The organism is Pseudomonas sp. 9.3L (assembly GCF_058536285.1).
In genome coordinates this window covers 2,811,987-2,835,564 of the sequence record NZ_JBZUBK010000001.1, presented here as the reverse complement: position 1 = coordinate 2,835,564, position 23,578 = coordinate 2,811,987, and the positions used below count along the sequence as shown (strand labels likewise).

17 protein-coding genes, 2 tRNA genes and 1 pseudogene are annotated in these 23,578 nt (G+C 59.7%); 10 read left to right on the top strand and 10 right to left on the bottom strand.

Features of this window, described 5'->3' with window-relative positions; translation table 11 throughout:
- Positions 1 to 92: 92 nt before the first annotated feature.
- Together AC4LE2_RS12910 and AC4LE2_RS12905 are read right to left on the bottom strand one after the other, a co-directional pair.
- Positions 93 to 1,370, bottom strand: a complete 1,278-nt coding sequence (locus tag AC4LE2_RS12910; RefSeq protein WP_491826141.1) for an OmpP1/FadL family transporter — start codon at positions 1,368 to 1,370, stop codon at positions 93 to 95.
- A 403-nt stretch (positions 1,371 to 1,773) separates the two neighbouring features.
- Positions 1,774 to 1,998, bottom strand: coding sequence for a hypothetical protein (locus AC4LE2_RS12905; protein ID WP_491826140.1), 225 nt, complete (start codon positions 1,996 to 1,998; stop codon positions 1,774 to 1,776).
- An 839-nt stretch (positions 1,999 to 2,837) separates the two neighbouring features.
- Here AC4LE2_RS12905 and AC4LE2_RS12900 point away from each other — a divergent pair.
- Positions 2,838 to 4,400, top strand: coding sequence for a DNA recombination protein RmuC (locus AC4LE2_RS12900; protein ID WP_491826139.1), 1,563 nt, complete (start codon positions 2,838 to 2,840; stop codon positions 4,398 to 4,400).
- Here AC4LE2_RS12900 and AC4LE2_RS12895 read toward each other — a convergent pair.
- Positions 4,356 to 7,856, bottom strand: a complete 3,501-nt coding sequence (locus AC4LE2_RS12895) for a hybrid sensor histidine kinase/response regulator (protein WP_491826138.1) — start codon at positions 7,854 to 7,856, stop codon at positions 4,356 to 4,358. The two genes, AC4LE2_RS12900 and AC4LE2_RS12895, sit on opposite strands and share 45 nt — an antisense overlap.
- A 201-nt stretch (positions 7,857 to 8,057) precedes the next feature.
- Between AC4LE2_RS12895 and AC4LE2_RS12890 the strand changes: the two are divergent.
- Positions 8,058 to 9,362, top strand: a pseudogene (locus AC4LE2_RS12890) (MFS transporter); the annotation flags it as partial.
- A 43-nt stretch (positions 9,363 to 9,405) separates the two neighbouring features.
- Here AC4LE2_RS12890 and AC4LE2_RS12885 read toward each other — a convergent pair.
- Together AC4LE2_RS12885 and rdgC are read right to left on the bottom strand one after the other, a co-directional pair.
- Positions 9,406 to 10,338: a bile acid:sodium symporter family protein gene (locus AC4LE2_RS12885; protein WP_491826137.1), complete on the bottom strand. Its 933-nt coding sequence runs from the start codon at positions 10,336 to 10,338 to the stop codon at positions 9,406 to 9,408.
- Positions 10,339 to 10,371: 33 nt separating this feature from the next.
- Positions 10,372 to 11,292, bottom strand: a complete 921-nt coding sequence (rdgC, locus tag AC4LE2_RS12880; RefSeq protein WP_491826136.1) for a recombination-associated protein RdgC — start codon at positions 11,290 to 11,292, stop codon at positions 10,372 to 10,374.
- Positions 11,293 to 11,454: 162 nt separating this feature from the next.
- On the opposite strand from rdgC, the gene AC4LE2_RS12875 reads away from it, so the two are divergent.
- A tRNA-Val gene (locus AC4LE2_RS12875) sits at positions 11,455 to 11,530 on the top strand.
- A 17-nt stretch (positions 11,531 to 11,547) separates the two neighbouring features.
- A tRNA-Asp gene (locus AC4LE2_RS12870) sits at positions 11,548 to 11,624 on the top strand.
- Positions 11,625 to 11,776: 152 nt separating this feature from the next.
- Here the strand turns inward: AC4LE2_RS12870 and AC4LE2_RS12865 are convergent.
- Positions 11,777 to 12,703 (bottom strand): EthD domain-containing protein, encoded by a 927-nt coding sequence (locus tag AC4LE2_RS12865; RefSeq protein ID WP_491826135.1) that lies wholly within the window; start codon positions 12,701 to 12,703, stop codon positions 11,777 to 11,779.
- Between the two features lie 277 nt (positions 12,704 to 12,980).
- Here AC4LE2_RS12865 and AC4LE2_RS12860 point away from each other — a divergent pair, with 277 nt between their 5' ends.
- Together AC4LE2_RS12860 and AC4LE2_RS12855 are read left to right on the top strand one after the other, a co-directional pair.
- Positions 12,981 to 13,661 (top strand): RHS repeat-associated core domain-containing protein, encoded by a 681-nt coding sequence (locus AC4LE2_RS12860; protein WP_491826134.1) that lies wholly within the window; start codon positions 12,981 to 12,983, stop codon positions 13,659 to 13,661.
- A 127-nt stretch (positions 13,662 to 13,788) separates the two neighbouring features.
- On the top strand, positions 13,789 to 14,544 hold the full coding sequence (locus AC4LE2_RS12855) for a YkgJ family cysteine cluster protein (protein WP_491826133.1): 756 nt from the start codon (positions 13,789 to 13,791) through the stop codon (positions 14,542 to 14,544).
- Between the two features lie 45 nt (positions 14,545 to 14,589).
- Here the strand turns inward: AC4LE2_RS12855 and AC4LE2_RS12850 are convergent, their stop codons facing one another.
- Together AC4LE2_RS12850 and AC4LE2_RS12845 are read right to left on the bottom strand one after the other, a co-directional pair.
- Entirely contained in the window at positions 14,590 to 16,776 is a 2,187-nt protein-coding gene (locus AC4LE2_RS12850; RefSeq protein WP_491826132.1) for a TonB-dependent receptor, read from the bottom strand.
- A 191-nt stretch (positions 16,777 to 16,967) separates the two neighbouring features.
- Positions 16,968 to 17,624 (bottom strand): TIGR02466 family protein, encoded by a 657-nt coding sequence (locus AC4LE2_RS12845; RefSeq protein ID WP_491826131.1) that lies wholly within the window; start codon positions 17,622 to 17,624, stop codon positions 16,968 to 16,970.
- A gap of 193 nt (positions 17,625 to 17,817) precedes the next feature.
- On the opposite strand from AC4LE2_RS12845, the gene AC4LE2_RS12840 reads away from it, so the two are divergent.
- Together AC4LE2_RS12840 and thpR are read left to right on the top strand one after the other, a co-directional pair.
- Positions 17,818 to 18,654: an aldo/keto reductase gene (locus AC4LE2_RS12840; RefSeq protein ID WP_491826130.1), complete on the top strand. Its 837-nt coding sequence runs from the start codon at positions 17,818 to 17,820 to the stop codon at positions 18,652 to 18,654.
- A gap of 18 nt (positions 18,655 to 18,672) precedes the next feature.
- A complete protein-coding gene (thpR, locus tag AC4LE2_RS12835; RefSeq protein ID WP_491826129.1) occupies positions 18,673 to 19,215 on the top strand; it encodes an RNA 2',3'-cyclic phosphodiesterase in 543 nt (180 codons plus the stop codon).
- A 23-nt stretch (positions 19,216 to 19,238) separates the two neighbouring features.
- Here the strand turns inward: thpR and AC4LE2_RS12830 are convergent, their stop codons facing one another.
- The gene (locus AC4LE2_RS12830) at positions 19,239 to 20,882 is read right to left on the bottom strand and encodes a methyl-accepting chemotaxis protein (RefSeq protein WP_491826128.1); all 1,644 of its coding nucleotides are present in this window, start codon (positions 20,880 to 20,882) and stop codon (positions 19,239 to 19,241) included.
- A 216-nt stretch (positions 20,883 to 21,098) separates the two neighbouring features.
- On the opposite strand from AC4LE2_RS12830, the gene AC4LE2_RS12825 reads away from it, so the two are divergent.
- Positions 21,099 to 22,190, top strand: coding sequence for a diguanylate cyclase (locus AC4LE2_RS12825; protein WP_491826127.1), 1,092 nt, complete (start codon positions 21,099 to 21,101; stop codon positions 22,188 to 22,190).
- A gap of 30 nt (positions 22,191 to 22,220) precedes the next feature.
- On the opposite strand, the gene AC4LE2_RS12820 is transcribed toward AC4LE2_RS12825, so the two are convergent.
- The gene (locus AC4LE2_RS12820) at positions 22,221 to 22,448 is read right to left on the bottom strand and encodes a hypothetical protein (RefSeq protein ID WP_491826126.1); all 228 of its coding nucleotides are present in this window, start codon (positions 22,446 to 22,448) and stop codon (positions 22,221 to 22,223) included.
- A gap of 102 nt (positions 22,449 to 22,550) precedes the next feature.
- Between AC4LE2_RS12820 and AC4LE2_RS12815 the strand changes: the two genes are divergently transcribed.
- The gene (locus AC4LE2_RS12815; protein ID WP_491826125.1) at positions 22,551 to 23,477 is read left to right on the top strand and encodes a GNAT family N-acetyltransferase; all 927 of its coding nucleotides are present in this window, start codon (positions 22,551 to 22,553) and stop codon (positions 23,475 to 23,477) included.
- Positions 23,478 to 23,578: the final 101 nt, after the last annotated feature.

The window sequence follows — 23,578 nt, the reverse complement described above, 5'->3', positions numbered from 1 at the left end:
GTGTGATGCTAGTCGCCGGCAAGCCGTGCTGCTACGTGCAGACATCCGAAGCCTGTATCGACCAGGCTTCGGAGTGGGCGTTCAAGGCCGGCTTAGAACTTGTACGTCAGCGAGCTGCCGAAACCGTGCGCGCTGTTGTGGTACGTGGAGCTGTAGGCACCTTTGGTGGCACTGACCAGATTGACATCCACGCTCTCTTCTTTCAGGTAGGAGTAGGCGAAGTCCAGGGTGACGTTCTCGGTGGGGCTATAGCCTGCACCTACGCTGAACACATGGCGGTCACCCGTAGGAATGCGTGGTGAGCGGTCGGTGTTGTTGGTAGGCGATTGGTCCACGCTGAACCCGGTGCGCAATGTCCACTGCTTGTTTAGCTTGTAAGAGGCGCCGATGGCGTGAGCCCAGGTGTCGCGCCAGTTCTGCTCTTCCGTGATGGTACCCAGCCCCAGGCGTGTGCCGATGGCGCTGCCCGAGTTCTCGACGGTGATGTTTTCGAGCCTGCTCCAGCGGGTCCAGGTGCTGCCTGCGTAGAGGGTCCAGCGATCGTTAAGCTCATGGGTAAAGGAGAGGTCTACCGACTCGGGCGTGCTGATGTCCAGCGAGGCATCGGCCTTGAAGTTAAACGCAGGCAGGGCCGCTACAGGGCGCAGGTTGCGCACCTTGGTGGTGCCATCAAGCTTGTAGTCGACTTTCGAATGGTAGGTAAGGCCCACGCGAGTGTGATCGGTGGCCTGGACCAGGATGCCGGCGGTAAAGCCCACGGCAGTGTCGTCGCCCTTGATCTTCACCTGGCCGTCGCCCCCGGAGATCGGGTTGGCGGCGTTGATGGTGCGCGAGGTTAGCTCACCCTCAATGCGATTGAAGGTGGGGCCGATGCCGATGGACACTTTGTCGTTGAAGGCGTAGCTGATGGTGGGCTGGAAGGTAATGACCTTCACGTCGCTTTTGTCTGCCCAGTAGCGCCCTGCGAAACCGCTCTCGTAGTCCGTGACCAGGCCGAAGGGTACGTAAACGCCAAAGCCTACGGCCCACTGGTCGTTGAGTGGCTTGACATAGTAGCCCAGGGGCACGCCGATCAGTGGAACCATGTCGCCTTCACTACTGCCGCCCAGCGTGGAGCGGGAGTGGGTGATATCTGTTTTGGCATAGACCGCCGCCGCACCGACGGTGACCTGCTCGCGCTTGAGGCGTGACATGCCGGCCGGGTTGGTGGCCACGGTACTGGCGTCTTCCGCCGATGATGACCGACCTGCAAACCCCACGCCCATGCCACTGATGCTTTGCTCATTTACCGCGAAGCCACTGGCAAGGAGTTGAGTGGACGCGAGCGTGACTGCTAAACCAAGGCTCGTTCTAATCATGACTTTTTTCATTCTTGTTGTTACTCCGTGGGTGATCACCGGCGCAAATTACCAATAAAACCGGGGCGGCGCTATAGGTGGTATCAGGCGAAGTAGAGCCCTTTTTCAGGGCGTTTCACAAGCAACGAAAAGAAATGATTAGAAGACCGGCCAACGTGCTGAAATTACCGCTTAAATTCTGGCAACGTTTTATTGACGCTCGCATGAGAGGCCCTGTGCTAAATGCCCACGGATTTGTAACAAGCCATCAAATGCCGCTTGGCTTTCCCACGTTATGAGAACACGAACGCGATAGGGCCCATCCGCTGGATCGAAGCGTAGCTCCAATCACAGGTATCAGGCAGCAGTTCGTCGGAAGGGTAAACGGGGAAGGAAAGCTTGGCGCCAGTGCCCGGTGAGGGCACATGGCAGCGCGTTACGCGACCAGGGACTGGCGCGCGCGTTCGATCACAGCCTGCAACGGAGCAGGGGCTGAGTATTGCTCCGGGTACAGGCGCTGGGTGTGACGAGCTACGCCATGTTCATTGACGACCGAGAAGCTAAAACTCTCGTTGCGAGCGGCTAGAATCACGCAGCGCAACGGGGCGAAGGCTTGGGACAAGGTATGGATGGCAACCTGAGTTTGGGTGTTTAGGTTCATTTATTGTGTTCCTGCGATTGACACGGATCAGAGCCGTGAACATGAGATTCGTTCCAGCCCGCCTGTTAAAGGCGGGTAACCTGCTGGAACAGTACAACTCGCCTGTGACGCCAATATGAATACGGCGGTGGCGAGCGGTAAGTACGCAAGACGAGGGGCGAGCCACACCTGTGGTAACGGCAGGGGCGGGCAAAACCTTAGGAAGCGAGGCAGCGAGGCGTGACGATAAAGGACGCTTGGCGCTGGCCAGTAGGCCGTGTGGGGTCCGAAATAACAGCGATGGGCACGACGGTGTAGGTCGGCGGAGTAGCTGGAGGGACTTGAGCGGCCGAAAGAGCTTTCAGCTTTTGTACAAACTGCGCCGGAAACTACAGCAGCATTCGGCACTGATCAAGGCTGCCTATGGCGTCTACGACGAACGGTAACCGTGGTCGCTTGCGTTTTCATGAGTTGTAAGCATTTGTACAAGGTTACGAACGCACGCCTTCGGTTTGCCTTGTACACAAGGCGACGTCTAACTGTCACATTCCAGGCACTACGTTCGTCGGCAGGCGAGCTGCCTTGGATAATTTCTTAAGTCAATGAAAAAAAACACTTTTCGGAGCTGGTGAAAAAATCGACAGTTTGTCTCAAGCCCCCGGCCCATCGGGGTTTGAAGGCTGCGGAAGGATGTTGTCCACTGAGTTATCCACAGGTTCTGTGGATTGTGCACAGCAATGGCTCTAGCCCGGTGATTCTTAAATGTTGTACCGGGCTTCTCGAAGCCGGCGTCTGAATTGTCAAGTCTCTCGCTAGACCTTACCGGCATAGCGCCGTTGCTGGATAGAATGCGCGTACCCATGGCACGTGCCAAGTGCCTTTGCTCGGAGTCGGTGTCCCCCATGTTCGATGAAAACCTCCGTTTAGTGGTGGCCGCCCTCGCAGGTGCCCTGCCTTGCCTCGCATTGGCCTGGCGCCTGTATAAGGCCGCTGTGGTTGCCAGGGAAACCATGCCAGTCCTTGAAGAGCGCTTGCGCGTGGCCCAGGCCAGTGAAGCCAGGCTGGCGGAGCGTGAGCAGGTTCAGGGGCTGGAGTTGGCTGCCCTGACCACGCGCCAGGGCGTCCTTCAGTCAGAGTTGGCCGCCGCTGCGCGTGAGCTGGACATGCTGCGCCTGGAGGTCGACAACAGCCGCGACGCGGCTCACGCCTGGGGCCATGAGCGCACCCGCCGTGAGGACGATGCCAGGCGCCTGGAGGCACGTTGTGCGGCGCTAGAGGCAGAACTGCGCGAGCAGCAGGACGGCCATCAGCAGCGTCTGAACGATATGCAAAATGCGCGGGATGAACTGCGCGCCCAGTTTGCCGAGCTGGCAGGGCGGATCTTCGACGAGCGTGAGCAACGCTTTGCCGATACTAGCCAACAGCGCCTGGGGCAATTGCTGGACCCCCTCAAGGCGCGTATCCAGGCCTTCGAGACACGCGTGGAAGAGAGCTATAACAATGAGGCCCGTGAACGCTTCTCGCTGAGCAAAGAGCTAGAGCGCCTGCAGCAGCTCAACCTACGCCTGAGTGACGAGGCAACTAACCTTACCCAGGCCCTTAAAGGCCAGAAAACCCAGGGTAACTGGGGTGAGCTGGTACTGGAGCGGGTGCTGGAGCACGCCGGCCTGCAAAAGGGCCGCGAATACCGCACCCAGGTGAACCTGAAAAGTGAAAGTGGGGAGCGCTTCCAGCCCGATGTACTGGTGAGCCTGCCCGGCGACAAACAGGTGGTGGTCGATGCCAAGGTGAGCCTGGTGGCCTGGCAACAACATGTGAGCGCCAGTGAAGCGGATGTGGCGCAAGCGGCCCTCAAGCAACACGTTCAGAGCCTGCGCGCCCATATCAAAGGGTTGGCAGGCAAAGACTACAGCCGCCTGGAAGGGCTGCACAGCCTGGACTTCGTGTTGCTGTTCGTGCCTATCGAGGCCGCCTTCGCCGCCGCCCTCCAGTATGAGCCGGGCCTGTTCCAGGAGGCGTTCGACAAGCAGATCGTGGTGGTCAGCCCCACGACGCTGCTAGCCACCCTCAAGGTGGTCGACAGCCTGTGGAAGCAAGAGCGTCAAAGCCAGAACGCCCGTGAAATCGCCGAGCGCGCAGGTTGGCTCTACGACAAGTTCGTGCTCTTCGTTCAAGACCTGGACGAGGTGGGCAATCGCTTGCAGCAATTGGACAAGGCCTACGCCAATGCCCGTAACAAGCTGACCGAGGGCCGTGGCAACCTGGTAAGCCGCAGCGAGCAACTCAAGCTGCTAGGCGCGCGCGCCAGCAAAAGCCTGCCGCCAGACCTGATAGACCGAGCGTTATCGAACACTCCGGAAGGCCCTGCCGAGGCCGATTTACCCCTCGGACGGGCTTCGCTGGGCCCGGTGCCGGCCAAGTAGAGCGCGCAGGGCGGCCGGTTTGAGCGGCTTGGGCAGGTAATCCAGGCCTGCCGCATGCACTTGCGCGACTGTATCGGCGTGCCCGTCGGCGCTGATAACCACGCCCGGCAGCGGCGCATTGAGCTGCATGCGTAACCAGGCAACCAAGGCTGGGCCGGTATCACCTTGATCGAGGTGGTAATCCACCAGCGCGACCTGTGGCTGTAGGCCGCTCGCCAGCAGCGCGGCGCAGCCTTCACGGTCGGCCGCTGTCCATACGGCGCACCCCCATCGGCTGAGCAGGCTGGTCATGCCCGATAAAATACTGGCCTCGTTGTCCACACACAGCACCCGCAGCCCTTCGAAGGGGCTCCCTCCCGAAGTGTTCGTTCGAGGCGTAGCCGGTGTTGATAGGGGCATAGGGCTGCTCGACAGTGGCACCGTCACGCTGAACACGCTGCCACGCCCCGACCAGGAGTTCACCGTCAGGCGGTGATCCAGCAGGCGGCACAGGCCGTCGGCAATGGCCAGCCCCAGCCCCAGCCCTCGCTCAGCACGAGTCTGGTGGCTGTCCAGGCGCTGAAACTCTTCAAAGATCACCCCAAGCTTATCAGCCTCTATGCCTGGCCCTCGGTCCCACACCTCCAGCCGTAGGGCGCTGCCCTGGCGGCGGACCCCTAGCAGGACCCTGCCCCTGCCATAGCGCAGGGCATTGGTGAGGAAGTTTTGTAACACCCGGCGCAGCAACTTGATGTCGCTGTCCACCCGAAGCGGGCTACTGCGAACCTTGAAATCGAGCCCGCGTTCCTGGGCCAGGGCAGTGAACTCGGTGCCCAGCGCCGTGTACAACTCGCTCACGGCAAAGCTCTGGCGTTCCGGCGTCACGCGGCCGTTTTCTAGCCGGGAGATGTCTAGCAGGTCGCCGATCAAGTCTTCGGCAGAGCGCAGCGCGCTTTCCATGTGGCTGACCAACTGCACGGCCTCGCCCGGCAACTCGTGGGCCTGATGGCCCAGCGCGGCGCAAAACAGCCGGGCAGCATTCATCGGCTGCATCAGGTCATGACCCACGGCGGCGAGAAAGCGGCTTTTAGAGCGGTTTGCGGTGTCGGCGTGGGCCTTGGCCTGCGTCAGCGCCTGGTTGAGGGTGGACAGCTCCATCGTGCGCGCTGCGACGCGCAGCTCCAGGCTCTCGTTGGCATGCTTGAGGTCGCGTTCGGCTTCACGGTAGGCGGTGATGTCGGTAAAGCTCATGACAAAGCCGCCTCCGGGCATCGGGTTGCCGATCAGCTCAATCACTTGCCCGTTTGGAAATACCCGCTCAGAGGTGTGGGCTCGCCCCTGGCGCATGAAACCGATACGCCGGGCCACGTGCTCGTCCGCCTCGCCAGGGCCGCAGAAACCCCGTTCGGCATTGAAACGAATGATGTCAGCGATAGGGCGGCCGACCGCTATCAGCCCTTCGGGGTAGGTGAACAGTTCCAGGTAGCGGTGGTTCCAGGCAACCAGGCGCAGGTTTTGGTCGACCACGCTGATGCCTTGGGTGATGTTCTCAATGGCGCCTTGTAGCAGCGCGCGGTTGAATTGCAGCACCTCGGAGGCCTCGTCGGCGATGCGCACCACGTCTTCAAGCTGCATGTCCCGCCCTTCGATGGCGGCCTTGACCACCGCACGGGTGGATGAGCTGCCCAGGGTGCCTGCCAGCAGTCGCTCGGTATGGGCAATCCAGTCTGGGTCTGCGGTTTGGGCAGGGTTGAAGCCTTTGCCCTGGCGCTCGGCAAAGCGGGTGAAGCTTTCCAGCGCGCGGGCCTCGCCCACAAAGCGGCTGGCCAGCTTCAGCAAATCGTCCAGTTGTACCGCCAACAGGCCTTTGTCACGAGGCCGCACGCTGTATTGATGGCCGACGAAGCGCCCTGCTTGCCAGTGCTCCGACACCCGCGTACGGGACAGCACTGATACCCACACGAACAGAATGAAGTTGCCCGCCAGGGAGAGCACCACGCCCTGAGTCAGCGGCGAGATGGGCAAATGCAGCGGGTTACCGTGCAGCCACTCCATCGCAGGGAACGCGGACAGTGGCCAGCCCATGCTGTGGGCCGCGATGGGAATGACCAGTGCGTAGAACCACAGGAAGCTGCCTGCAGCCAGCCCGGCGAACACACCGCGGCGGTTGGCATGTTTCCAGTACAGCGCGCCCACCATGGCGGGCGTGAGTTGAGCCACGGCGGAAAACGCGATCTGGCCGATGGTGGCAAGGCTTGCGGTAGAGCCCAGCAGCCGGTAACTCACATAGGCCAGCAGCAGGATCACCAGGATGCTCACTCGGCGGGCGGTGAGCATCCAGTAGCGGAACGCTTCGAAGGGCCGGTCGGTGCGCTGTCGGCGCAACAGCCAAGGTAGCAGGATGTCATTGGAGACCATGGTGGACAGCGCCACGCTCTCCACGATCACCATGCCGGTAGCCGCCGAGGCGCCCCCGATGAAGGCCAGTAAAGCCAGGGCCGGGTGGGCTTCGGCCAAGGGCAGGCTGATTACGAACGAGTCCCGGATCACCGCGTTTGGCAGGAGCATCTGCCCGGCCAGGGCGATGGGCACTACGAAGAGCGCAGCCAGCGCCAGGTAGCCCGGAAACACCCAACGTGCCAGGCGCAGGTCGCTAGGCTCCAGATTTTCCACCACGGTGACTTGGAACTGACGCGGCAGGCAGATCATCGCCATCATGGCCACGCCGGTCTGTACCAGCATTGACGGCCAGTTGATGGTCTCGCTCCAGTAGCCGTCGAGCGCAGGGGCTTGCCGCGCCTGATCGAGCAGGTCGCCGAGGCCGTTAAACAGGTAGTAGGTGATAAAGGCGCCCACGGCCAGGAAAGCGAACAGCTTCACCAGGGCCTCGAAGGCAATGGCCAGTACCATGCCTCGATGGTGTTCAGTCACATCCAAGCTGCGCGTGCCGAACACAATGGTGAACAGCGCCAGCACCAGGGACACCACCATCGCGGTGTCCTGTACCCGAGGGCCCGTAGCGTCCGCGCTGGCGCCAATGAGCAGGTTCACGCCCAGCACGATACCTTTTAACTGCAGGGCGATATACGGCAGCATGCCGATCAGGCAGATCAAGGCCACCACAATGGCCAACGGTTGCGACTTGCCGTAGCGCGCCGCGATGAAGTCTGCGATCGAGGTAATGTTTTCCTGCTTACTGATCAACACCATCTTTTGCAGCACCCGCGGCGCCACCAGCAATAGCAGGGCAGGGCCCAGGTAGATGGGCAGGAACGCCCATAGCTGCTCGGCGGCCTGGCCCACGGCGCCGAAGAATGTCCAGCTGGTGCAATACACCGCCAGCGACAGGCTATACACCCAGGCGCGCAGGCGGGGCGGCAGCGAGGTTTTACGCCGGTCGCCCCAATAGGCGATGGCGAACATGATGGCCATGTAGGTCAAGGCAACGGCGGCGATCAGCCCACTGGACAGCGACATTCAAGCTCCAAACGATGGGTCCACTCTGTATCCGGTACAGGGTACGCGGTACCCGGTATCCGGCAGGGTGGGAGTCTGGCACGGCCCGGGCGGTTCGTCAGGGGCGACCATGGTCTATTGCAGGTTGAACGCAGCCTGCAGGCCCCAGCAAGGCGTTCCTGTGCTTCAATGCCGCCATCAACTTTGCGAGGCCTGCCCGCGATGAGTTCACCGTTCAATCTGCTGCGCACACGGCGGTTCCTGCCGTTTTTCATTACCCAGGCGCTTGGCGCGTTCAACGACAACGTCTTCAAGCAGTCCCTGATCCTGGCCATTTTGTACAAGCTGAGCCTGGAAGGGGACCGCACCCTGTGGATCAACCTCTGCGCCCTGTTGTTTATCCTGCCCTTCTTTTTATTTTCCGCGCTGGCGGGCCAGTTGGGTGAGCGCCTGGCCAAAGACCGGTTGATGCGCGCCATCAAGCTGGCCGAGGTGGCGATCATGGTAGTGGGGGGAATGGGGTTTTTATACGGTCAGTTGCCACTGCTGCTAGTCACCCTGTTTGCCATGGGTACGCACTCAGCGCTCTTTGGCCCGGTCAAGTATTCCCTCCTGCCCCAAGCCCTTGCGGCTGATGAGCTACTGGCCGGCAATGGGCTGGTAGAAATGGGCACCTTCCTGGCAATCCTGGGAGGCACCATCGGGGCAGGTATCCTGATGGCCCAGAGCACGTATGCCCCCGGCGTGGCCGTGGCTGTGGTGGTCGTGGCCGCCTTGGGGTACCTGGCCAGCCGCGCCATCCCGCCGGCGGCGGCCTCGGCCCCTGGGCTGCGCGTCCAGTGGAATATCCCGGTCCAAACCTGGCGCACCCTGCGCCTTGGCTTGGGCCAGCCGCGGGTGGTATCACGGGCATTGCTGGGTAACTCATGGTTCTGGTTCGTCGGGGCAATCTACCTCACCCAGATTCCCGGCTACGCCAAAACCTGGCTACACGGCGACGAAACCGTGGTAACGCTGGTGCTTACGGTGTTCTCGGTAGGTATTGCAGTGGGCTCGGTGCTTTGTGATCGGCTGTCTGGCCGGCGCGTGGACATCGGCCTGGTGCTGGTGGGGGCCATAGGGCTCACGGTGTTCAGCCTGCTGTGGTGGTGGCATTCCGGCAATCTGGCTGAGCCCGCAGTGGGCACAAGCCGGGGCTGGCTTGAGGTGCTAGGGCTTGGGGCGGCATGGCCGGTGCTGCTGGATATCCTTGGCCTGGGCATCTTTGGCGGGTTTTACATTGTGCCGTTGTATGCCCTTGTGCAGGCCCGTGCGCCTGCTCACCAGCGGGCCCAGGTCATCGCCGCCAATAACATCCTCAACGCGCTGTTCATGGTGGTGTCAGCGGTGGTCGCGGTGGTGCTGCTCAGCGGTGCCGGCCTAAGCATCCCTCAGTTGTTTTTGGCCATTGCTGTGATGAATACCCTCGCGAACCTGTGGCTGTTTGGCAGTGTGCCGGAATTTCGTGAGCGCTTCGCCGAGTGGCTGTTCAGAAAGAAAGGGTAGGGGCAGCAATGCCGCCCCTCGGGCACTACTCGGTGCCTTTCATCTTGCGGAAGAAGGTTGAGAGCAGCGCGCCGGAGATGTTGTGCCACACACTGAACAGCGCGCTGGGCACCGCCGCCAGAGGCGAGATATGAGCAGCCGCCAGGGCAGCACCCAAGCCTGAGTTCTGCATGCCCACTTCCAGTGCCAGTGACTTGCGCTGCGCCAGCGGCAAGCCACACAGGCGGCCGGTGAAGTACCCTAGCGAGTAGCCAATGCCATTGTGCAATATCACCACCGCCATGATCAGCAGGCCGGATTCGGCAATCTTCGCTTGGCTGGCTGCCACCACCGCACACACGATCATCACGATACTGACCACGGATACCAGCGGCAGCACCTCGACCGCGAACCCTACCGCTTTACCCAGCACACGTTGCGCGATCACCCCCAGCACGATAGGCAGCATGACCAGTTGCAGGATCGACCAGAACATCTCCCAGAAGGACACCGGCATCCATGCCGAGGCCAGCAGGTAGATCAGCGCGGGCGTGAGCAGCGGCGCCAGCAGCGTGGTCACCGCGGCAATCGCCACGGACAGCGCCAGGTCGCCCTTGGCCAGCCAGGTCATCACGTTGGACGACGTGCCGCTGGGGCAGCAACCTACCAAAATCACCCCCACCGCGATTTCTGGCGGCAGTGCGAAGGCCTGGCACAGCGCCCAGGCCACGCCCGGCATGATCACGAAATGCGCAACCACCCCCAGCCCTACGCGCCAGGGTTGGCGAAACACGGCGGCGAAATCGTCCAGCTTGAGCGTAAGGCCCATACCGAACATCACCAGCCCCAGCAAGGGCACAATGGCGCCTTTCAGGCCAATGAACCAGGCAGGCTGCATAAAGGCTAGCAAGGCGAACACCAGCACCCAGAGGGCAAAGGTGTTCCCTACGAAACGGCTGAGGGCGGCCAGGGCGCGCATAGAACGGTGTCCTTATAAAGGCGAGGCTATGAATTAAAGGCCTTGAGGGGTTTCTTCGCCACCCAGCGCCTCGAACAGCGCAGGGAGGAAGTCGCCGAACGTCAGCATCATCAGCAGGAAGCTGGCGTCCAGTTGGCTCAGCGCTTCGTCCCCGCCGTCCTGTTCAGCCTGGTCTTGAAGCAGCTCTTCGAAGCGCAGGCGCTTGATGACCATTTTGTCGTCCAGCACGAACGACAGTTTGTCTTGCCAGCCCAAGGCCAGTTGAGTGACTTGCTTGCCCGTATTGAGGTGCAACTGGATTTCGTCGCTGGTCAGGTCCTGGCGTTTGCAGCGTACGGTGCCGCCATCCTCGTGGGTGTCCCGCAGCTCGCATTCGTCCAGCACGAAGAAATCCTGTGCGGCGTTCTGGTTCTTGACCCAGTCGGTCAGCGTTGCACTTGGGGCCACCTTCACGGACAGCGGCCGTACTGGCAGGGAGCCCATGACTTCACGCAGCGTTGAGAGCAGGTCTTCGGCGCGCTTGGCACTGGCAGAGTTGACCAGAATCAGGCCTTGCTTGGGAGCGATAGCGGCAAAGGTGCTGGAACGGCGAATAAAGGCACGCGGCAAAAAGGCCTGGATGATTTCGTCCTTTATCTGCTCGCGTTCCTTTTTATAGACCTTGCGCATCTGTTCGCTTTCGATCTCTTCGATCTTTTCCTGAACGGCGTCACGCACGACGCTGCCGGGCAGAATTCGCTCTTCCTTGCGCGCAGCCACCAGCATGAAGTCTTGGCTCACATGCACCAGCGGGGCGTCTTCACCTTTACCGAACGGCGCCACGAAACCGTAGGTAGCCAGTTCCTGGCTGGCGCATGGGCGGGCAAGCTTGCTGGCCAGCGCGGCCTCCAGCGCTTCGGCGTCAAAAGGTACTTCCTGGGTAAGGCGGTAGACGAGCAGGTTTTTGAACCACATGGGCGGGTGTCTCTTGGGGAACAGAAGCCGCGCATTATTCTCTCTGTTAAGCCTCAGGCCAAGCCTGCGCTAAGTCTTTGGAAGGGCTCGGAATTTTTTTTAAAAAAAGGCTTGCCAGCAGGGAAAGCCATCCGTAGAATGCGCGCCACACCGAGAGACAACGGGTGATTAGCTCAGCTGGGAGAGCGTCTGCCTTACAAGCAGAATGTCGGCGGTTCGATCCCGTCATCACCCACCACTCGCTCAGTGTATCGCGCAGCGGTAGTTCAGTCGGTTAGAATACCGGCCTGTCACGCCGGGGGTCGCGGGTTCGAGTCCCGTCCGCTGCGCCATATTTGCTCACCAGTCACTGAACGCTGATGAGCTGCCGAAAAGGCGACCTGAAAAGGTCGCCTTTTTTGTTTTCATCTGTGTGGTGTGTATCAAGCGCTTCAAACCTCGCTGTAAACCGGCGGCCTGTCGCTTCGCGACAGGCGCTTAGGCCTTAACGAGGCGCGGGGCGTTGCGGCTTGAACAGTGCCAGGGTGTCAGCCTCTATCTGGTTGGCGGCACCCAGCTGCCGGATCAGCTGCGCAGCTCGGCTGCCCCGCAAGCCGGCGAGGGTCAGTTCACCGCCGCGTACGTAGGTGAACACGCCGCCCACCGCAAAGGGTGTCACGTAGCGCACATGCTCACCCAACCCTGCAACTGCATGACGGAACGCGGTGGATTGGAAAAACTGCCGCCGCGCCAGGGGTGATTCAAACACCAGCTCCAGCATTGCCAGGTGAAGGCGGGCCGAGGGCGCTTCGTGACGCACCCCAGGGGCGGGCGGAGCGGGGCGGGCGTTGTCGTACGGAGTCGGTAAATGCAGGCGAAGCTTCATCACCGCAGGGTCTGCCGCAAAGGCAGGCGCCAGCTGTTCGCTGAAAAACTGATTAAAGGCGCTGCTGTTTCCCACCTCGCCATGGAAGTGCACGTGCAGGCGGTCCAGTAGCTCGGTTTCATTCGGGCACGGGTCTGCCAGGTAGTCCACCAGCGTGGTAGAGCCTTGGGGCAAGTCGTAGCACAGTGTCTCTTCAAACACATTCTGTTCGTCGGCGAACAACAGTTTGCTACCTGCCTTGAAACGCTGCTGGTCTTCAGCCGAGCCAAACCCGATCTCCACCGCGCCGTCCAGGGTATAGCCGGGCAAGGGCGCTATACCCTCGATCACGGGCCATAAGTGGGCGTCTTTCTCGCGGTTGAAGTGGTACTGCACGTACCAGCCGAGCCCCGGAATGCGTGAGCACAGCGGCCCGTGCACATCCCGCCAGTAGGCGGCGAACAGGTCATGTGGGACCCGTGAGTGACGAAGCACGGTGGTGTAGGAGTTGATCACGATGCTGTTGTCTCGTGATGAGGAGTCCAGCGCGGTAAGTGGATTGTCCATAAAATGCCCCCAAGTGTGCTGAACACTAGGACCCGATCTGCAGGAAGGTAGCGCCGCTACGCTTGGGATTTCCCGACGTGAGGTCGTTGGTTGGGGTCGCGGGGGTTATGCGCTATTTCAGCCAGTACTCTTTAGCCTCAAGCTAGCCACTGATTTGCCGCTGTTGACTGCTAACACAGTCATTCGTTGAGGAGTCAGAAACCTAATATAACTGCCAGGTTGGGGTGCTAGTGGAAATGTGAAAAGATAACGGTGCACTTTCTCTGCCGGGGGGCTCATGCAAAGTTCTAATTCAGCACTATTATTCACTGATATAAACAATTCAAATTTAGATAGTTCCAGAAGCGGGTATCCCGCTAGCTGCTATACGCCATACGGGTTTCGGCCTGACCTGAAAGGGGCTGTAGGTTTTACGGGATACTTTCAGGAATACCAAGGCAACTACATGCTTGGTAATGGATACCGCATTTATAGCCCCCAACTCTTTCGATTTGGCAGACCTGACGCTTCCAGCCCTTTTGGGACGGGCGGGATTAATGCATATGCTTACTGCACGTGCGACCCTCTGAATTTTGTAGACCGCAGCGGCAGGTCAAAAGAGGTTTTAAAGCTGTTTTATAAGTACCTCGCCAAAAAACAGAACACTTCAGTAGCAAGATTAGTAGAGGAGATACCTTTGGCTGTCGTACGGCCTCAAAGGATAACTCCATTGCCCAGCGTTGGAACGTTTCCCTCTACCATCGTAAGGCAGCCACGCAGCCCAGCACGTGTTGGAATTTCGAACAGGCCTGTGGCTACCGTACGGCCTCAACTTAGTGCTTCAGAGTCCAGTCTCGTACCTTCACCTAGCCCGGCAACTTCAAGAAGATCGTCTGTAGCGTCTAGCTACGATTCGGATGATTCCTATGAAGTAACCATGGTTAACGGACGCCGAATGGTCATAATCCGCCGACCTTAATGCTGGGCTCTACTCAGTGACCTAAACGTTCCAGAGCCACTCTGGCACACAAAATGCTCAGCCCCTTCTTATCCTGCCCCCGCGTCGGTTTACCGCCGGGGGTTGCTATTAAGAGGGTGCGCCGAGCATGCGATTTTCCTGTGTGGGTTGTGGCAAGTGCTGTAACGATCACCATGTTCCGCTCACCCTGAGCGAGGCCGTGGCCTGGGCCAACGACGGCGGGCAATTGATCGTGCTTACGGAGGGTTTTCTGGAGGCCGCACGCCCTGAGTTGGATCCTGCGCTGGAGCATGCCCGCCGTCGGTCTCTGCGCGTGCCCTGTGGTAGTACCCATGCCCATGTGGCCATTACCTTTGCGGCCTTTAACCAAGGGCCGTGCCGCAACCTCGATGAGCAACAGATGTGCCGCATCTATGACCGGCGGCCGCTGGTATGCCGCATTTACCCCATGGAAATTAACCCGCACATTCCCTTGAGGGCCGAGCGCAAGGACTGCCCGCCTCAGGCGTGGGAGCAGGGCCCTGTGCTGATCCATGGCACTCAGGTGATGGACCCCGCGCTGGCGGGCCTGATTGAGCAGTCGCGTCAGGCCGACCGTGCCGACATCGCCGCGAAAGCCGCGATCTGCAAGCTGCTTGGCATACGCACCATGGCACTGAAGGGGGAGGGTTTTACCGCCTACCTGCCGGACATGGCGCACTTCAGTCAGGCGGCGGACAGGGTAGACGCCATGGGCCTGGCGGCCACGGCGCACCAGTACCCGTGGCTGCTGCATGCACCCAGCGAGGAGCTAGTAGCCCGGCTGGAAGACACCGGCGCACGCATCGCGGCGGCCTTGGAACAGCATGACCTGACGTACATCCCCTTGCGGCAGGCGTCTTAAGCCTGGGTTTGCGAAAGCGCGCGGCCTACAAAGCCGCCCTGCCCTTTAGAAGTCGACCGTGCCGGAGAACTTGACCGTGCGGGGATCACCTTGACTTAGGGAATTATTGGTTCCATAGGCAGATGCCCAATAGTTCTTATTAGTGAGGTTTTCCACGTTGACCCTGAGAGTCACGTCTTTCTTGCTTACCTTGAATTTATAGCGGGCACCAGCATCGAATCGGTTCCACGTGGGCAGAGTAAGCGTATTTGCTACATTAGCGTATTGACCACCGGTACGAAGCATACGCGCGTTAACGGCTACACCTTCCAAGCCCGGTACATCCCAATCTACGCTGGCGTTCATCTGGAAAGTGGGCACGCCCACTGCGTGGTTACCCTCGGTGTCATCACCGGTATCTTCAAGCTTAGTATCAAGACGAGTCGCGCCAGCCACCAAGCGGAGGCCTTGGATAGGTTCGCCGAACACGTTTAGCTCAATGCCTTTGTTGATTTGCTTTGCATCAGCAACGAATACACCATTTCGGGCAAAGCCATCTGTTGGTTTTTCGATGCGAAAGACACCTAAGCTAGCGCCGTAAGTCTCCCAATCGAATTTGATGCCTGCCTCAAGTTGTTTAGTACGACCAGGGGCAAATACTTGGCCGCCATTGCTGACAGAGCCGTCAGTGGGTGCCGTGGGGCCTTGCGCTAAACCTTCTATACGGTTGGCATACAAGGATACGAAATTCCAAGGTTTGAATACGAGCCCATAAACGGGAGTAGTTATGGCCTCGTCATAAGTGGCAGATTTATTTCCATCATATTGAGTTAGGGTGCCACCATCGTATTGATAGGCTTCCACCCTTAACTGTTGACGGCGTAGGCCGGCGGTGACCAATAGCGTGTCATCGAAAAAGCCTAGTGTGTCTGAGAGAGCAATACTGCGATTACGCGTTTTGCCGGTGACGCCTGGGTCGCCCAAGTCGCCGCCGATGAAATAAGGATTTGTGGACTCAGTAAGCGCGTGAGGGTGGTAGATGTTAGTGGCGGTAGGCGCACCGTTGTAGAATTCAAAGGCATTTTCCTGCTGGGCCCAAATGATAGCAGCACCTATTGCTACTTGGTGGCTAACCGGACCGGTTTGAAATTTACCATTGAGCCCGCCCGCAAAGCTGGTGTTATCTTCATTGTGATTGATAGCAGAGCTACTGATGGTCGCATCGCCTGTCGTACCATTTTGCAAAACGGGAGTGCCATACAATCCTGTTTCGCGGGTGTGTTTCACGCCACCGGATAGATAGGCCGTCCAGCTTTCATTTAAATCATATTCGCCATGCAGCATGCCGAAGGTGTCTTCACTTTCCGTATAACTCCAATCCTGGCCATAATTCTTACTAGCTTCAGGAGGGGTTGGAATGCTAGTGGCATTGCCTAAACGTACTGTATTTCGGGCATGATTGATTCGCTGCTTCTGATACCCCACGTCCGTCGATACCCTGAACCGATCGCCTCGGTAATCCAGGCCCGCCACGAACAGCTTGCTGCGCTGATCCTGGTCGTCGATAGCCGTCTCGCCCTCGCGCTGGCTGATGTTCACCCGCGCGCCGAAGCGGTTGTCCTCGCCAAAGCGCTGGCCAAGGTCCAAATGCTCGCCCACCCGGCCATCGGTGGTGATGTCCTGGGTATAGCGGCGCGTGGGAACATCTCCGGCGCGTTTTGATACCAGATTCACCGCGCCGCCCAGCCCGCTGCCGGTAGGGGATACGCCGTTAAGAAAAGAGTTAGGGCCCTTGAACACTTCCACCCGTTCCAAGGCATCGGTGGACAGAATCTGCCGGGGCAGCACCCCATACAGCCCGTTGTAAGAGATGTCATCGCCGTTGAGCGTCAAGCCGCGGATCACGAACACCTGCGAGTTGTTGCCGAAGCCAAACGCCTGCCGCACCGAGCTGTCGTTAAGCAGAACATCGCCCACGTCCTCGGCTTGTTGGTCTTCGATCAGTTTGGCGGTATAGCTGGTCAGTGTGAAGGGCACGTCCATGGTGTCCTGGTTACCCAGCACCCCTAATTGCCCGCCCCGCGCCACCTGGCCACCCGGAAATTCCGGCGGTAACGAGGTAGCTTCTTCGGTTTTCTGCGCGGTGACCGCGACAGTGCCCAGGTTCACTGCGTCATCGGCGGCGTAGGCATTCACGCTCAGGGAGCAGCACAGCGCCAGAAGGGTAGGGCGGGACGGAAAGCGAACGGCCATGGGGGTTCCTGCAATGGATCAGCTGATAGGCGCCAGGTTGGCAATAGGAATGACTCTCGGGCGTGAAATCCTATCAGTAGTCATTACGAAGTGTTACGGCTTTTTACAGATTTCTTCCGAAAATAATCAAATTCCGACCATGCCTCGGTCCGTCGACTTCGACAGAACGAGCATGTGCCCTTGTAAAAGCGCTATAAGCCAAAGTTAAAGGCCACCGACATGCGGGGCCGAGTACCTGTGAAGGGCCGCACGCTGTGGAGTAACCAAGAGGGGAACATCACCAGCGTGCCGCTGCGCGCAGCCTCGGTGGTAGAGCAGCCAGCAGTGACGCATTCCTCCACACGCATGCGCAGCTCTGGACGGTAGGCAGACGCCACCAGCCCACGTGGGTCGAGAAACTCAAGGTCGCCGCCGATGGCGGGGTTCTCGCTGCGGCCGCCATCGTCTACCCAGTACACAGCCGACCAGAAGGCCCCGGCGTGGCCATGCACGCTATTGCTGTCACCGGCACGGTTGATGTTGGCCCAGGCATTGAAGTGCCAGTCAAATGTTGCGTGCACGAGGGTGTTCTCTGGTGTGTGAACGGCCGTGAGGCTGCGCGCCATGTCCTGGGCGAAAGCCAGCAATTGAACACCTGCCTCCCCGGCCCAGTCAGCAAAATCGCCCCCCGACTGCCAACCGCCCTGATTGCTGTGCTGCACGCCCCGGGCGCGGGCCTCCTCCGCCAGGATCAATTCACGCAGTTGCTCATTGAGGGCCTCGAAACCGGGCAGTTGGCAGCTCACCAGGGGGGTGGGGAACAACTTGCGAATGGTCAGGTTGCTTTCATCGAACACAGGGTTAGTCATGAGCGCACGCCGTACTGCGGGAGGGGGATCAACCTTCTTCAGAAGCAGAAGCGGCTGTGTGATGGGTTGCCCTGTGAGCATAGCGTAACTTGAGGCGGCAGGGATTTTACCGAACCGAGCCTTGGGCCGCGCTGTCGGTAACCTATGTACGCCGTTTTTCAGCGGCCGCACCCTACACCGACAGGAGCCTCTGATGACCAAATCTGTGCCTTACGTGACCCTCAACGACGACAAGATGATGCCGCAACTGGGTTTGGGTGTCTGGAAAGCCACTGACCCCCAAGCCCGTGATGCCGTGCGCACAGCCTTCGAAGTGGGCTATCGCGCCATTGATACCGCCTCTATCTATGAAAACGAGACAGGTGTTGGCCAGGGCTTGGTCGATGCTGGCTTACCGCGTGAGTCGTATTTTGTGACCACCAAGGTGTGGAACGCTGACCAAGGGGCCGAGCAAAGCCTTGACGCTGCTCGCAAGAGCCTGGACCGGCTGAAACTGGAGTATGTTGACCTGCTGTTGATTCACTGGCCGCTGCCTCAGAAAGACCAGTACGTAGAAACGTGGAAAACCCTGATTGCCTTGCGCGAAGAGGGGCGGGCGATGTCCATTGGCGTCTCCAACTTCAACCCTGACCATTTGCAGCGCCTGATCGATGAAACCGGCGTAACCCCGGCGGTGAATCAGATCGAAGCCCACCCGTACTTTCAGCGTGCCGACCTGCGCGAAGTGCACGCACGCTTGGGCATTCATACTGAAGCCTGGAGCCCGCTGGCCCAAGGTAAAGTCAGTGATGACCCCACCTTGCAGGCCATCGCCCAACAGTACGGCAAAACCGCCGCTCAGGTTGCGCTGCGCTGGCATATAGACAAGGGCATGATCGTGATCCCCAAGTCGGTTACACCTGAGCGCATTCGTAGCAATTTCGAGATCTTCGATTTCGAGCTGACTGAAGACGATCATGCCCGCATCAGTCAATTGGAGCGCAACGAGCGCCTGGGCCCAGACCCAGTGACGTTTAACATGGGCGCCTGACGGTACGAGGCTGCCAGCATGATGTACGCCTTGGGAGAGGGTGGAGAGCCGGCCAAGCGGCTGTTCTTCGCCCTCGAATGCCCGGCCGAGCAGCGCAAGGCGATCTCCCGCTGGCGTAGCACATTAACGCTCGGCAGTGGCCGCCGCGTGCCGGCCGCCAATTTTCATCTTACGCTGCTGTTTCTAGGCGAGGTGGGGCTGTCCCGGGTTCAGGGGGTTGTAGACGCGGCAGCCACGGTAAAAGCCCCCGGTGGGCGAACACGTATTCTGCTGGACCAGTTGGAGACGTGGCGCCGGCCAGGGGTATTGGTACTGGCGCCTCAAGACCCGCCCAAGGGGTTATTGCGGCTTGCCTATGACTTGCAACAAGCCTTCCAGCCATTAGGGGTGCTGCCGGCCTTTACTGAGTACCGCCCCCATATCACGCTGGTACGGGATTACCGGGAGCCGCCCCCTGAAGCCGTTAGCCCACCTGATTTTGCGGTTAACGCCACTCACTTCACACTGTTTGAATCGCGCAAAGGCGAATACGTGCCGCTGGAACGCTGGCCGCTGGCCTAAGGCACTCGCCAGCCGCCAGCGCCTTACACCTTGAAGCGCCCTACCAGCCGGCTGAACGAGGTGGCCAGGCGAGACAAGTCTTGGCTGGACGCATTGGTTTGATTGGCACCCGCTGCGGTCTGGCTGGACAAGTCCTGAATGTTAACCAGGTTACGGTCCACTTCTCGCGCAACCTGTGCTTGTTCCTCCGCCGCGCTTGCGATCACCAGGTTACGCTCATTGATACCTGCAACCGCCAGGGTGATGCGCTCAAGGGCGTGGTCCGCTGCCTCGGCCATCTGTTGCGTGTTCTGCGCCAGCGTCTGGCTATTGCCCATAGCGCGCACAGCCTGTTCCGCGGTGGCTTGTACAGTTGCGATCATGGTTTCGATTTCTCCGGTGGACGTCTGGGTGCGTGCTGCCAGCGCTCGTACCTCGTCGGCCACTACGGCAAAACCACGACCTTGCTCGCCCGCCCGCGCAGCCTCAATGGCCGCGTTTAGCGCCAGCAGATTGGTTTGTTCAGCGATGCCGCGAATCACATCCACCACATTACCGATGTTGCGTACCTGGTTGGCCAAGGTATGGACGGTTTCGGTGGACCCATTGAGCTCGCGCGCCATGCCGTTGATGGCCCCTACGGCTTGTTGCACCTGCGCACGGCCGGTCTCGGCTTCCTGGCTGGTGCTGCGTGAGGCTTCCGATGTGGACACGGCATTGCGGGCCACTTCCTCTACGGCACTGGTCATTTCGTTCACAGCAGTGGCGGCTTGCTGGATTTCATCATTCTGACGCGTCAGGCCGCGGGTGCTCTCATCGGTAACCGCACTCAGCTCTTCGGCTGCGGAGGCCAATTGGTCTGAGGCCCGTGCGATTTCGTCGATGGTGTTCTTGAGGTTGGTCTGCATTCCATCCAGCGCAGTAAGCAGTTGGCCGGTTTCGTCGGTGCGGTCGGCATGTATGGTAGCGGTCAGATCACCTTGGGCAACTCGTTGTGCGGTGGCAACCGCTTGAGTGATAGGCCGCACGATGGCACGGGTGATTAGCAAGCCCAGGGCCACGGCGAGGACGAAGGCCACTGCAATGCCGCTTACCAGCCAATATGTCGCAGTGGCGGCACTGGCGCGAGATGAGGTATTGGTCTCACCCATCTGGCGCACATTTGAATCGTTTATTACGGTAATGTCGGTGATTACCTTCCGATAGGCTTCAAACGTCGGGCCGTTGAGGGCTTCACGAGCCCCGGTTATATCGCTGTTGTTTATCAGGACGATGGCGCTGTCTACTGCTGCCTGCAAAGCATTCCAATCGGTTTGCTGAAGGCTGTCACCCGCCGCGCGCTCATCGTCGGCCAGGGGCGTAGTGCGGTAGGCCGTGAACGCCTGCCAAGCTTCATCACGGCTAGTTTTCAAGGAGGCAAGGGTATCGCGAACAGTGTCGGGCGATGCATTGCTGGCTTGAAGGGACAGGTAACGATAGAGATCGCGGTTCTGAGCGACCACGTTGGCCTTTACCTTGTTGATGTTAATAACAGACGCCACGTTATTGGAAAACACCGAGTCAAGGTTATCGCTCACCTGGCCGATGCCATGGCCACCAATCACACCTACTGCCAAGGTCAACAGCGCGCACAGCACGAATGACGTTAATAGTTTGGTGGCCAGTTTTGCGTTAGTGATCACACTCATGTGCGTAGCCCTTTTCGACCCAGAAGCGAAAGGTGCGAGACAGCACCTGCCAATGGCCTTAAGCATCGGCTAATTGCGCTGAAACTAAAGCGAGACGGTAACGCGAACGACGAACGTAACCGTCTCGCTGTTGTGGCGGGTAAATCAAGGTGACATGATCTGCGCCGCGAGCGTCCAGGCTTGCAGGACGGGTGACGCCGCACGAAGCAGCGTCCGATGCTGAACCGTTTCAAAGGAGAACGAGGGTTGAGCCATGCCAGTAGCCGGCGCGAATTGGGGCGCGACTTCGCACGTCGCATTTATGGGCCGCGCACGCTTGGCTGTGCATGCAGCCTGATCTTCATTAGCGCCATTGCCCTAGAGCGCCCGACCACCAGCCTGTGGGTATGGGGGTTGATGCTATTTAACGCCTTCGTATGGCCTACGCTGGCGTACCTCACCGCCCGGGCAAGCCTTGATCCCTTTGCGGTAGAGCGCCGAAGCCTGTTGTGCGATGCCCTGTTTGCGGGCCTATGGGTTGGGCAAATGGCCCTTAACCCGCTGCCCAGCGCGTTGCTGCTGGCGATGGTCGCCATGAATGCAATGGCCGCTGGCGGCTGGAAGCTGTTGCGTGTGTGCCTGGGCCTGCAAGGCCTGGGGTTGCTGGCCACCCTTGCGCTGGGCGGCTTCGAGCTGGCGCTGCACACGTCTGAAACCGAGCTATGGGCGTGCTTGCCCATGTTGCTGCTGTACCCCTTATCCGTAAGCCGCGCCAGCTACGGGCTGGCCGTTCAGTTAGCGGTGCACAAAAAAGCCTTCAAAATCATCAGTACCCTGGATGGCATGACTAGCCTGCTGCACCATGCGGCCTGGATGGAGCGGCTACGTACCACGTTCGGCGGGTGCAAGGACGGCCAAGGGGTGGCCATTCTGGCGCTACTGGACATCGACGACTTCAAGACGGTGAACGACGGCTATGGGCATCTGGTAGGGGATGCCATTATCGCTCGGCTGGCCAACCTGTTGCGGGCAGGTTTGGGGGCTCACGCGGTGCCGGGCCGCTACGGGGGGGATGAGTTTTGCGTGTTGTTGTTCAACATGACCGTAAGCCAGGCGTATGACCAGCTCAACGATATACGGGAATTATTCTGTGAATGGGCCGACGACACGTCACCAGTGCCTAAGGTCAGCTTGAGTATTGGCCTGGTGCCTTATTCGCGAAAGTACAGTTGCGAGCGAGAGTGGCTGCAGGCAGCCGACGAAGCTCTGTACCGAGCCAAGCACAACGGCAAGAATCGCTTATGGCTACAGGAATTACCGATCAGCTAGCAGTCAATCGGTGGGTACTCACTGGCCGGCTTAGCCCCGCCAGCCGGGTACCGCGACCCAGGGCATAGGGTCCGCGAAGGGTGCGCCATCGCAACTACGGCGATGCTGGAACGGTTGGCGACTCTGCCACCGGCCCTGGCTGGAACCGCAGTGGCGACACGTCAACCGATCGCCCTGTAAGGCCCAGTGGGTTTCCCAGGCAGTGATTGCATCCAGTGCAAAGCTCAACCCAGCTGAAGAAGTTTGGACAACGGCCATATGCCATCTCCTGACGTTGAGTAAAATAGAGCCACCGTGAAAGAAAAGGTTCGCGCCAGTGGTCTCTTTTGTTCACCCGTTGTCGTGCGTTTAAGGAACACCATGTCTGAGGTATTGATTCAGCCGCTGCTTGAAGCTGATCTTCCGGCTGCCCGAGAGGTAGTGCGTGAGGCGTTCGCCGCCTTTATGGGCGAGGCACCACCTGGGGAGTTCTGGAACGATCGCGACTACGTAGAAGGCCGTTGGCGCGCCCCTCACACGGCCTGGTTCAAGATTGAGCTGGAGGGCGAACTGGCGGCCGTGGCGGGAGTAACACGCTGGGGGCTTCATGGGGTGATCGGGCCTGTGGCGGTGCGCCCGGTGTACTGGAAGCGCAAGCTGGCCAAGGCACTCATGGGGACCCTTACTGAACAATTGGACAGCTGGGGGGTTGTCCATGCGGGCTTGTTCACCTTCCCGGATAGCCCACGGCATCTGGGCCTTTATCAAAAGTTTGGATTCTGGCCGCAAGCGCTGACCGCCGTCATGCAACGGCCAGTGCGCCCTACCACAGGCGAATCGCCTGCAGTACCTGTGCTGGATAGTGAGGCACTGCGCGCCTGTGCAGTGCTGGCTGACAGCATCGCCCCGGGCCTGGACGTGAGCGGCGAATTGCAGGCAGTGGACCAACTGAAATTAGGCGCCAATCTAGTGGTACGCGCAGCGGACGGTTCGGTTGAAGGGTTTGCAGCCTGCCATTTCGGCGCCTACAGCGAAGCAGCCGAGGGCGTGTGCTACCTGAAATTCGCGCTGGTGCGAGGCGGGGGCCAAGCTGCCGCCCGGCTTGATCGGCTATTAGCGGCCTGCAACAGCCTTGCCGCTGCCAACGGGCAGACGCGGCTGATGCTGGGTGTTAATACAGGGCGTCGGCTGGCCTATCAGCACCTGCTTCGAGCCGGGTTTGCTATCGATATCCTGGGGATAACGATGCACCGGGGAGAGGAAGGATATGATCGCCCCGGTACATGGATATTCGACGACTGGCGCTAAGCGGCGAGTACGCCATCCCTCTACACAGCATTGTCCTAGCAGCGTGGCTTGCCAGCGACCAGAGTGATAACAGCGTAATGGCGGTCGCAAGCAAGCTGTGG

What these genes read in the sequence shown, in the direction of transcription:
- AC4LE2_RS12900 (WP_491826139.1), top strand. Translation starts at nt 2,838, where the DNA reads ATGGCACGTGCCAAGTGCCTTTGCTCGGAGTCGGTGTCCCCCATGTTC.
- AC4LE2_RS12895 (WP_491826138.1), bottom strand. Translation starts at nt 7,856, where the DNA reads ATGTCGCTGTCCAGTGGGCTGATCGCCGCCGTTGCCTTGACCTACATG.
- AC4LE2_RS12840 (WP_491826130.1), top strand. Translation starts at nt 17,818, where the DNA reads ATGACCAAATCTGTGCCTTACGTGACCCTCAACGACGACAAGATGATG.
- AC4LE2_RS12815 (WP_491826125.1), top strand. Translation starts at nt 22,551, where the DNA reads ATGTCTGAGGTATTGATTCAGCCGCTGCTTGAAGCTGATCTTCCGGCT.
- rdgC (WP_491826136.1), bottom strand. Translation starts at nt 11,292, where the DNA reads ATGTGGTTCAAAAACCTGCTCGTCTACCGCCTTACCCAGGAAGTACCT.
- AC4LE2_RS12910 (WP_491826141.1), bottom strand. Translation starts at nt 1,370, where the DNA reads ATGAAAAAAGTCATGATTAGAACGAGCCTTGGTTTAGCAGTCACGCTC.
- thpR (WP_491826129.1), top strand. Translation starts at nt 18,673, where the DNA reads ATGATGTACGCCTTGGGAGAGGGTGGAGAGCCGGCCAAGCGGCTGTTC.
- AC4LE2_RS12850 (WP_491826132.1), bottom strand. Translation starts at nt 16,776, where the DNA reads ATGGCCGTTCGCTTTCCGTCCCGCCCTACCCTTCTGGCGCTGTGCTGC.
- AC4LE2_RS12825 (WP_491826127.1), top strand. Translation starts at nt 21,099, where the DNA reads ATGCTGAACCGTTTCAAAGGAGAACGAGGGTTGAGCCATGCCAGTAGC.
- AC4LE2_RS12865 (WP_491826135.1), bottom strand. Translation starts at nt 12,703, where the DNA reads ATGGACAATCCACTTACCGCGCTGGACTCCTCATCACGAGACAACAGC.
- AC4LE2_RS12885 (WP_491826137.1), bottom strand. Translation starts at nt 10,338, where the DNA reads ATGCGCGCCCTGGCCGCCCTCAGCCGTTTCGTAGGGAACACCTTTGCC.
- AC4LE2_RS12830 (WP_491826128.1), bottom strand. Translation starts at nt 20,882, where the DNA reads ATGAGTGTGATCACTAACGCAAAACTGGCCACCAAACTATTAACGTCA.
- AC4LE2_RS12820 (WP_491826126.1), bottom strand. Translation starts at nt 22,448, where the DNA reads ATGGCCGTTGTCCAAACTTCTTCAGCTGGGTTGAGCTTTGCACTGGAT.
- AC4LE2_RS12855 (WP_491826133.1), top strand. Translation starts at nt 13,789, where the DNA reads ATGCGATTTTCCTGTGTGGGTTGTGGCAAGTGCTGTAACGATCACCAT.
- AC4LE2_RS12845 (WP_491826131.1), bottom strand. Translation starts at nt 17,624, where the DNA reads ATGACTAACCCTGTGTTCGATGAAAGCAACCTGACCATTCGCAAGTTG.
- AC4LE2_RS12860 (WP_491826134.1), top strand. Translation starts at nt 12,981, where the DNA reads ATGCAAAGTTCTAATTCAGCACTATTATTCACTGATATAAACAATTCA.
- AC4LE2_RS12905 (WP_491826140.1), bottom strand. Translation starts at nt 1,998, where the DNA reads ATGAACCTAAACACCCAAACTCAGGTTGCCATCCATACCTTGTCCCAA.